This is a genomic window from Micrococcus sp. APC 4021 (assembly GCF_030407635.1).
Lineage (GTDB): Bacteria > Actinomycetota > Actinomycetes > Actinomycetales > Micrococcaceae > Micrococcus > Micrococcus luteus.
This window is the reverse complement of the sequence record NZ_JASDCZ010000094.1, coordinates 1-9,043: the sequence shown is the minus strand read 5'-3', so window position 1 is coordinate 9,043 and position 9,043 is coordinate 1. Positions and strand designations below refer to the sequence as shown.

General features: G+C 72.3%; 7 protein-coding genes. 2 read left to right on the top strand and 5 right to left on the bottom strand.

The genetic code is table 11. The features are described from left to right. Together QL983_RS08660 and QL983_RS08655 are read right to left on the bottom strand one after the other, a co-directional pair. A partial coding sequence (locus QL983_RS08660; protein ID WP_290152334.1) for a thiamine-binding protein occupies positions 1-342 on the bottom strand: 342 nt, incomplete at its 3' end. A gap of 32 nt (positions 343-374) precedes the next feature. After that, positions 375-1,715: an Nramp family divalent metal transporter gene (locus QL983_RS08655; RefSeq protein WP_144819810.1), complete on the bottom strand. Its 1,341-nt coding sequence runs from the start codon at positions 1,713-1,715 to the stop codon at positions 375-377. 161 nt (positions 1,716-1,876) lie between these two features. Between QL983_RS08655 and pta the strand changes: the two genes are divergently transcribed. Both pta and QL983_RS08645 read left to right on the top strand, forming a co-directional pair. Then, positions 1,877-3,952, top strand: a complete 2,076-nt coding sequence (pta, locus tag QL983_RS08650) for a phosphate acetyltransferase (protein WP_020625363.1) — start codon at positions 1,877-1,879, stop codon at positions 3,950-3,952. Positions 3,953-3,972: 20 nt separating this feature from the next. Continuing rightward, positions 3,973-5,121: an acetate kinase gene (locus QL983_RS08645; RefSeq protein WP_020625362.1), complete on the top strand. Its 1,149-nt coding sequence runs from the start codon at positions 3,973-3,975 to the stop codon at positions 5,119-5,121. 128 nt (positions 5,122-5,249) lie between these two features. On the opposite strand, the gene QL983_RS08640 is transcribed toward QL983_RS08645, so the two are convergent. Genes QL983_RS08640 through QL983_RS08630 form a run of 3 tightly spaced genes read right to left on the bottom strand, consistent with a single transcriptional unit; the run spans position 5,250 to position 9,000 of the window. After that, on the bottom strand, positions 5,250-7,004 hold the full coding sequence (locus QL983_RS08640; protein WP_290152330.1) for an ABC transporter ATP-binding protein: 1,755 nt from the start codon (positions 7,002-7,004) through the stop codon (positions 5,250-5,252). A 2-nt stretch (positions 7,005-7,006) separates the two neighbouring features. Continuing rightward, a complete protein-coding gene (locus QL983_RS08635; RefSeq protein ID WP_069941073.1) occupies positions 7,007-7,999 on the bottom strand; it encodes an ABC transporter permease in 993 nt (330 codons plus the stop codon). Beyond that, positions 7,996-9,000, bottom strand: a complete 1,005-nt coding sequence (locus tag QL983_RS08630) for an ABC transporter permease (RefSeq protein ID WP_069941074.1) — start codon at positions 8,998-9,000, stop codon at positions 7,996-7,998. The genes QL983_RS08635 and QL983_RS08630 overlap by 4 nt, the downstream gene beginning before the upstream one ends. Positions 9,001-9,043: the final 43 nt, after the last annotated feature.

Below are 9,043 nucleotides of genomic sequence, written 5' to 3'. Positions count from 1 at the left end.
GCGCCGCTGCTCGTCCTCGGCGAGGGCCGACTCGAGACGCTCGAGCTTGCCGTCCAGCTCGCCGGTGTGGCCGGGGCGGATGTCCGCCTTCAGCACGAGCGAGACGCGTGTGCCGTACGGGGACACGGCGTCCACGGCGGCGCGCACCACCTCCATCACCTCGTCCCACTCCCCCTCGATCTCGGTGAACATCGAGGAGGTGCGGTGCGGCAGGCCGGAGGCGCGCACCACGGCGACGGCGGCCGCCACCGCCCGGTGCACGGACGCGGTGTCCGCGTCGCCGGGCAGGTGCTCGGCGTCGGCGGGTTGGCCGGAGGGGGCGACGGAGAAGGCGACGATCATGGCACCAGTGTGCCCCGCCCCCCGCCGCCGGCTCACCCCCCGAGCACCGGCTGCAGGGCCTTGAGCAGCTCGTTCACGCCGATCGCCACGAACACGGCCGCGGTCAGGCCCAACAGGGTGTTGCGGACCCAGCCGTTGCGGAACTGCCGCGGCACGTCCTTCTTGTTGTTGAGGAACAGCAGGGTCACGGCCAGGAACGGCATGAACAGGGCGCCGAGCGTGCCGTAGAGCAGGATCAGGAAGATCGGCCGGTCCAGGAACAGCAGCGCCATGGGCGGCAGGGTCAGCCACAGCAGGAAGAAGCGGCCGGGCTTCGAGGACAGCGACGGCGCGTCGTCCTGGTCCAGCTCCTCGGCGGGCCGGCGGAAGTTCGTCCAGAAGTCCGCGAACATCAACGAGACGCCGTGCCACACGCCCAGCAGGGAGGAGAAGGACGCGGCGAAGAATCCGATGAGGAACACCGTGGACCACACCGAGCCGTAGCGCTCGGCCAGCACGTCGCCGACGTCGAGCAGGCCCTTGTCGCCCGAGGAGATCGCCAGCCCCGCCGAGTGCAGCAGCTCCACGCCCATGACCATGGTGGCGATCACGAAGATGCCCGTGAGGATGTACGAGGTCGCGTTGTCGAACCGCATGACCTTCAGGTACTTCGGGACGTTCCAGCCCTTCTCGCGCAGCCAGTAGCCGTAGGCCGCGAGCGTGATGGTGCCGCCGACGCCGCCGGCCAGGCCGAGCACGTAGAACATGGCCTGGGGATCGCCGGAGGGCAGGCGCGGCACGAGACCGGCGAGGATCTCGCCCAGGTTCGGGACGGTCAGCGCCGCGGAGAGCAGCACCGTCACGAACATGACGCCGATCAGCACCGTCATGAGCCACTCGATGAGCCGGTACCTGTCCAGCCAGACCAGCCCCAGGCCGATCAGGCCCGAGGCGATCGCGAACACCTTGCTGTCCACCCCGGGGAACAGCGCCGCGAGCGGCAGGGCGGTGGAGGACATCGCCGTCGCCCCGTACACGATGCCCCAGATGAGGATGTACGGGCCGAAGTACCAGGACGTCCAGGCCCCGAGGGTGCGCCAGCCCTGGAAGATCGTCTTGCCGGTGGAGAGGTAGTAGCGGCCCACGCCCTCCACGAGCACGATCTTGAAGATCACGCCCAGCACCACGGCCCACAGCAGCATGTAGCCGTAGCGGGAGCCGGCGGTCAGGGTGGCCACCAGGTCCGCCGCGCCCACGCCCGTGGCGGCCGCCACGATGCCGGGTCCCAGCGAGTTCCACTTCGGCCGGATGGGGGTCTCGTTGAGCTCGGCGTCCGTGAACCCGATGATGTCGGGGTTGTGCACGGGGCGGCCGCGGTCGGCTCTCGTTGCCATGGGAGGGTCCTTGATGCTTGACGGGGCGAGTGCAGTCATGTGTATCACGCGCGTGAGAGACACGCCTCACTCACGTCGATCCGCGTCGGCCGGGACGGGCCCCGACGCCGCGGCCTCGGTACCGTGAACGACGAGCCCCGTCCTCCACCGGAAGGTCCGCCATGCCCCAGGGAATCTTCGTCTCCACCACGTCCACCGGCGCCGGCAAGTCCCTCGTCAGCCTGGGCCTGGCCGACTCGCTGTACCGGCGCTCCGGCACGGTGGGCTACTTCCGCCCCGTGGTGCCCGGCGACGACGTGGAGACCGACCCCATGGTGCTGCTGATGCGCGAGCAGTACGGCCTCTCCCCGGAGCAGGCCCGCGGCGGCCTCACCGCGGCCGAGGCCCGCACCCTCATGGCCGAGGGCCGCGGCGACGAGGTCCAGCAGCGCTGCGTGGAGCAGTACGACGCCATGCGGGCGGCGGGCGGCGTCGTGGTGGTGGAGGGCACCGACCTGATCAGCCCGGACCCGGCCGCCGACCTCGACCTCAACGCCCAGCTCGCCCGCAACCTCGGCACCCCCGTGGTCGCCGTGGTCTCCGGCGCGGACCTGACACCCGAGCAGGCGGCCGACGTCGTGGACCTGGCCCGGCGCACCCTCGACGACGCCGGCGTCGAGCTGCTGGCCGTCATGGTCAACCGCGCGGACCCCCGTGACCTCGACGCCGTCGGCGCGGCCGTGCGCCCCGGCCGCCACGCCTGGCCCGTGTACGTGCTGCCCGAGCTGACCGAGCTCGCGCACCCCTCGGTGGCCGAGGTGGCGGACGCGCTCGGGCTCGAGCAGATGGCCGGGCAGGAGACGCTGGACCGCGACGTCGCCGAGGTCAAGGCCGTCTCCATGGAGGGCGGCAACTTCCTCGAGGTCCTGCGCGAGGGCGCGCTCGTGATCGTCTCCGGCGACCGCTCCGACGCGATCCTGGCCACCGTGGCCTCCTCGCTGACCCCGGACTTCCCCACCCCCTCCGGCATGATCCTCACCAACGGCATCCTCCCGAACCGCCAGCTCCAGCGGCTCTACCTGGGCGCGGCCTTCCCCGTGTTCGTCACCCACGACGACACGTTCACCACCGCCGCGAAGGTCTCCCGGGTGCGCTCCGAGCTCTCCAGCGCCCAGCCCCGCAAGACCGCCGCCGCCCTGGGCACCTGGCACCAGCGCGTGGACGGGGACGAGCTGCTGGCCCGCTTCGACCTGCCACGCACCGACGTCGTCACCCCTCTGCGCTTCCTGCACGAGCTGATCTCCCGCGCCCGCGCGGACCGCCGCCGGATCGTGCTGCCCGAGGGCGAGGATGCCCGCGTGCTGCGCGCCGCCGAGATCCTCCAGCGCCGCGACGTCTGCGACCTCGTGGTGCTCGGCCCGGCCGCCGCCGTGCGGGAGCTGGCCTCCCGCGAGGGCGTGGACCTGAGCGGGATCGAGCTCGTGGACCCCGCCGACTCCCCGGACCTGGAGCGCTACGCGCAGGAGTACGCCCGGCTCCGCGCCCACAAGGGCGTGGACGCCGAGCGCGCCCGCGAGGTCATGCAGGAGGGCGCCTACTTCGGCACGATGATGGTCCACCTGGGCGACGTGGACGGCATGGTCTCCGGCGCCGCCCACACCACCGCCAACACCATCCGCCCCGCGCTGGAGTTCGTGAAGACGAAGCCGGGCGTCTCGATCGTCTCATCGGTGTTCTTCATGCTGCTGCCGGACCGCGCCCTCGTGTACGGCGACTGCGCCGTGAACCCGGACCCGGACGCGCAGCAGCTCGCGGACATCGCCGTGGCGTCCGCGGCCACCGCCGCCCAGTTCGGGGTGGACCCGCGCGTCGCCATGCTCTCCTACTCCACGGGCGCCTCCGGCTCCGGGCAGTCCGTGGACAAGGTCCGCGCCGCCACGGAGCTCGTGAGGGAGCGTGCCCCCGAGCTGAAGGTGGAGGGCCCGCTGCAGTACGACGCCGCCGTCAACGCCTCCGTCGCGGCCTCGAAGATGCCCGGCTCCGAGGTGGCCGGCCAGGCCACCGTGTTCGTGTTCCCGGACCTGAACACCGGCAACAACACCTACAAGGCCGTCCAGCAGTCCTCCGGAGCGGTCGCCGTCGGGCCCGTGCTGCAGGGCCTGAACAAGCCCGTCAACGACCTCTCCCGCGGCACCACCGTGGAGGACATCGTCAACACCGTCGCCATCACCGCCATCCAGGCCCAGGCCCAGGGCTGACGCCCCGGAAGGAGTCCCCCGTGCTCGTCCTTGTCATCAACTCCGGCTCGTCGTCCCTGAAGTACCAGCTCCGTGAGCTGGCCGACGACGGCACGGACGCCCCGGTGCCCGTCCTCGCCCAGGGCCTGGTGGAGCGCATCGGCGTCCCCGGCTCCGGCGTGCCGGACCACGCCGCCGCCCTCGAGCAGGTGGAGGCCGAGCTGGCCGAGGCGACCGGCGGGCGCACCATCGACGCCGCCGGCCACCGCGTGGTCCACGGCGGCGAGCGGTTCACCGCCCCGGCCCGGGTGACCAACGAGGTGATCCGCGCGATCGAGCGCCTCGCCCCGCTGGCCCCGCTGCACAACCCCGCCGCCGCCCAGGGGCTGCGCGCCATGGCCGAGCGCTGGCCGGACATGCCCCAGGTGGTCGTGTTCGACACCTCGTTCCACCAGACCATGCCCCGCGAGGCCTGGCAGTACGCCCTGCCGGACGAGGTCTACACGGAGCACGGCATCCGCCGCTACGGCTTCCACGGCACGAGCCACGACCTCGTCACCGGCCTCGCCGCGGAGCATCTGGGCATCCCGCGGGGGGAGTTCCGGGCCGTGGTGCTGCACCTGGGCAACGGCGCCTCCGCCACGGCCATCCGCGACGGCGTCTCCGTGGACACCTCCATGGGCTACACCCCGCTGGCCGGCCTGGTGATGGGCACCCGCTCCGGCGACCTGGACCCCTCCGTGGTCACCCACCTCATGCGGAACCACGGCTACGACGCCGAGGAGCTGGACACCCTCATGAACAGGCGCTCCGGCCTGCTGGGCCTGGCCGGGGAGGCGGACATGCGCCAGGTGCTGGAGAACGCCGCCTCCGGGGACGGCCGCGCCCGCAACGCCCTGGACGTGGCCTCCTACCGGCTGGCCAAGTACGTGGGCGGCTACCACGTGGCCGTGGGCGGGGCGCAGGCGATCGTGTTCACCGCCGGGATCGGCGAGAACTCGGCTCCGTTCCGGGCGCGCGTGCTCGACCGGCTCGAGGCGCTCGGGGTGGCCTACGACGCCGAGGCCAACCGCGCCCGCGTGGCCGGGCCCCACACGATCTCCGCGCCGGAGTCGGCGATCCCGGTCCTCGTGGTCCCCACGGACGAGGAGCAGGCGATCGCCCGCTTGACGTGGGAGCTCGCCCGCTGAGCACCGCGCCCGACCGTCCGACCGACGCCCAGCGACATCGCCGCCGGTCCGCCCGGCAGTGATGTCGCTGCGGCTCGGTCGACACGAACGGGGCGCTTCTGCACCCGACCGTCCGGCCCGGTCAGCGCTCAGACGTGGGTGCCGTCCGCCTCGACGGCGATGCCCAGCTCGTTGCCCGGGATCGAGGCGAGCAGGCGGCGGGTGTACGGGTGCCGGGGGTTGGTGAAGACCTCCTCCGAGCTGGCCGCCTCCACCACCTCGCCGTCCTTCATGACGCACACGTAGTCGGAGATGAGCCGCACCACCGCCAGGTCGTGCGAGATGAACAGGTAGCTCAGCCCCAGCTCGTCCTGCAGGCGGCGCAGCAGCGTGAGGATCTGGTCCTGCACGAGCACGTCCAGCGCGGAGACCGGCTCGTCGCACACGATCAGCTCGGGGTTCAGCGCGAGCGCCCGGGCGATCGCCACGCGCTGGCGCTGTCCGCCCGAGAGCTCGGCCGGGTACCGGCGGTGGAAGTGGGAGGGCAGGGCCACCTGGTCCATGAGCTCGAGCACGCGCGCCCGCCGCTGCGTGGCGTTGCCCCGCCGGTACGTCTGCAGCGGCTCCTCGATGATCCGGCCCACCGTGAACGAGGGGTTGAGCGAGGAGAAGGGGTCCTGGAACACGGCCTGCACGCGCTGCCGGAAGTCCTTGAGCCCCTCCCCCTTCAGCGCCAGCACATCCCTGCCCTCGAAGGTGATCTCGCCCGAGGTCGGCTCGATCAGCTTGAGCAGCATGCGCGCCGTCGTCGTCTTGCCGGAGCCGGACTCGCCGACGATCGAGACGGTCTTGCCGCGCGGGATCTTCAGGGAGACGTCCTTCACGGCGATGAAGTCCTCGTGCCCGCGTACGGGATAGACCTTGGTGAGGTCGCGGATCTCCACCAGCGGGGTGAGGTCCTGCTTCGCCAGGGCCACCGTGGTCAGGGCCGCGGTGTCGTCCTCGGCCAGGGCGACGGGCGCGGGATCGAAGGCCTCGGGCAGCAGGCGGGCCGCCGCCACCGACGGCGCGGCCGCCACGAGCGAGCGGGTGTAGGCGTGCTGCGGGTCCTCGAGGATGGCCCGCGCGTCGCCGGACTCCACCACGCGTCCGCGGTGCATCACCACGAGCTGCTGCGCCCGCTCGGCCGCGAGGCCGAGGTCATGGGTGATCAGCAGCACGGAACTGCCGAGCTCGCGGGTCATCTCGTCGATCTGGTCCAGGATCACCTGCTGCACCGTCACGTCCAGGGCGGAGGTCGGCTCGTCCGCGATCAGCAGCTGCGGCCGGCACGCCAGGCCGATGGCGATCAGCACGCGCTGGCGCAGACCGCCCGAGAGCTCGTGCGGGTACTGCTTGGCCCGCCGCGCGGGCTCGGGGATGCCGGCGCGCTCCATCACCTCGACGACGGCGGCCCCCACGTCCTTCTTCGTCGCCATGCCGTGGGTCAGCAGGGTCTCCCCGATCTGCTGACCCACCCGGGTCACGGGGTTGAGGTTGGACATCGGGTCCTGCGGCACCAGCCCGATCCGGCGGCCGCGGATGCGGCGCATCCGCGACTCGGGCAGGCCCACGAGCTCCTCGCCCGCGAAGCGGACGGAGCCTGCCGCGACCCGGCCGTTGCCGGGCAGCAGGCCGATCGCGGCCATCGCGGTGGTGGACTTGCCCGAGCCGGACTCGCCCACGATCGCCAGCGTGCCGCCGGCCGGGAGCGTGAGAGACGCGCCCTCCACGGCCTGCACGGTGCCCTGCTGGGTGGTGAACTCCACGTCCAGGTCGCGGATCTCCAGCAGCGGGGCGCCGGCCGCGGGGACCGCGGGTGTCGCGCCGGGGCCGGGCGCGCCGTCGTCGTGCTTGGGGTCCATGGTCAGCGCCTCCGGGAGGTCGGGTCGAGGGCCTCGCGCAGGGACTCGCCCAGCAGGGTGAAGCCGAGCGCGGTGATGGCGATGCACAGGCCGGGCAGGAACGCGAGCCACGGGTTGATGCCCAGCTCGGCCTGCGCGTAGGTGAGCATGCGGCCCCACTCGGCGGTCTCGGGGCGGCCGCCGCCGAGGCCGAGGAAGGACAGGGCGGCCGCGTCGATCACGGCCGTGGCCAGGGTGAGCGTGGCCTGCACGATCACGGGGCCCAGCGAGTTCGGCAGCACGTGGGACATCGTGATCCGTCCGCGCGAGAGGCCGAGGGTCTGCGCCGCGAGCACGTAGTCCGACCCCTTCTGCGTGAGCATCGAGGACCGCAGCAGTCGCGCGAACACGGGCACCTGCGCCACCCCGATCGCGATCATCACCGCGAACGGGGTCTGCCCGAGGATCGCCGCGATGGACACCGCCAGCAGCAGGTTCGGCACCGAGAGCAGGATGTCCACGACGCGCATCACCACGGAGTCCACCCAGCCGCCGAACGTGCCGGCCAGCAGGCCGAGCAGCATGCCGCCGGCCAGGCCGAACGCCGTCGAGATGACGCCGATGAGCAGCGAGGCCTGCGCGCCCCAGATCAGCTTGGAGAGCACGTCCCCGCCGAAGCGGTCCAGGCCCAGCGGGTAGCCGGCCACCTCGCCGGGGCCGGGCACGTGGGTGGGGCGGATCTCGCGCATGCCGGGTGTGGCCGTGCCCGCGTACGGGGCCAGCACCGGGGCGAGGACGGCCACGAGCACGAAGAGCAGCACGATCACGGCGCCGGCGATCGCCGCCGGGTTGCGGCGCAGCCGCTGGAACGCGGCGCCCCACACGGAGGTGCCGCGGGTGTCCGCGGCGGCCTCGGTGGTCGCCTGGGTGGCCCCGGCCTCGACGGGCGCCAGCGCGTGCTCGACGGCGTGCTCGGTGGGTCCGCCGCCGGGGCTGGGGGGCAGGTTCACGCTCATGAGACACGCACCCTCGGGTCGATGAGGCCGTAGGAGACGTCCACGACCAGGTTGATCAGCGAGTAGAGCAGGGCGATGAAGATGATGAAGCCCTGCAGCACCGGGAAGTCGAGCTGGAAGATCGCCTGCGCGAGGAACCGGCCGATCCCGTTGAACGCGAACACCGTCTCGGTGAGCACCGCCCCGGAGATCAGCAGGCCCAGCTGCAGGCCGAGCGTGGTGCTCACCGGCAGCAGGGCGTTGCGCATGATGAACCGGTTTCGGATCAGGCGCGGGGCCAGGCCCTTGGCGCGGGCCGTGCGCACGAAGTCCGCGTCCTGCACGTCCAGCACGGAGGCACGGGTGATGCGCGCGATGATCGCCAGCGGGATGGTGCCCAGCGCGATGCCGGGCAGCACCAGGTGGGTCAGCGCGTTCAGGGCCGCGTCCCACTCCGCGGTGATGATGCCGTCCCACACGTAGAAGTTCGTGTAGTGGGTGGCGTCGATCCGCGGGTCCTGCCGGCCGTCCGTGGGCAGCCAGCCCAGCTTCACCGCGAACACCCACTTGAGGATGAACGCCAGGAAGAACACGGGCACCACCACGCCGACCAGGGACAGCACGACGGCGACGTCGTCCTGCCACCGGCCCACATGGCGGGCCGCCCAGTAGCCGAGCGGGATGCCGATGGCCACCGCGAACACGATCGCGAAGACCGAGAGCTCCAGCGTGGCCGGGAAGCGGTCCGCGAACTCCTCGACCACGGACCGGTTCGTCATGGTCGAGGTGCCGAAGTCGCCGCGCAGCAGCCGCCCCATGTAGGTGAGGTACTGCTCGAGCAGGGGCTTGTCGAAGCCGTACGCCGCGTTCACGCGGGCCACGGCCTCGGGGGTGGCGCGGTCGCCGAGCAGGGCGGTGGCGGGGCCGCCGGGCAGGCTGCGGACCCACACGAACAGCAGGACGGACAGTCCGAACAGGGTGGGGATCAGCAGCAGCAGGCGCTTGCCGATGAGTCTGAGCACGAGGGGCCTCCATGCCGGCGCGGGGGCCGGGCCGGTCGGTGCG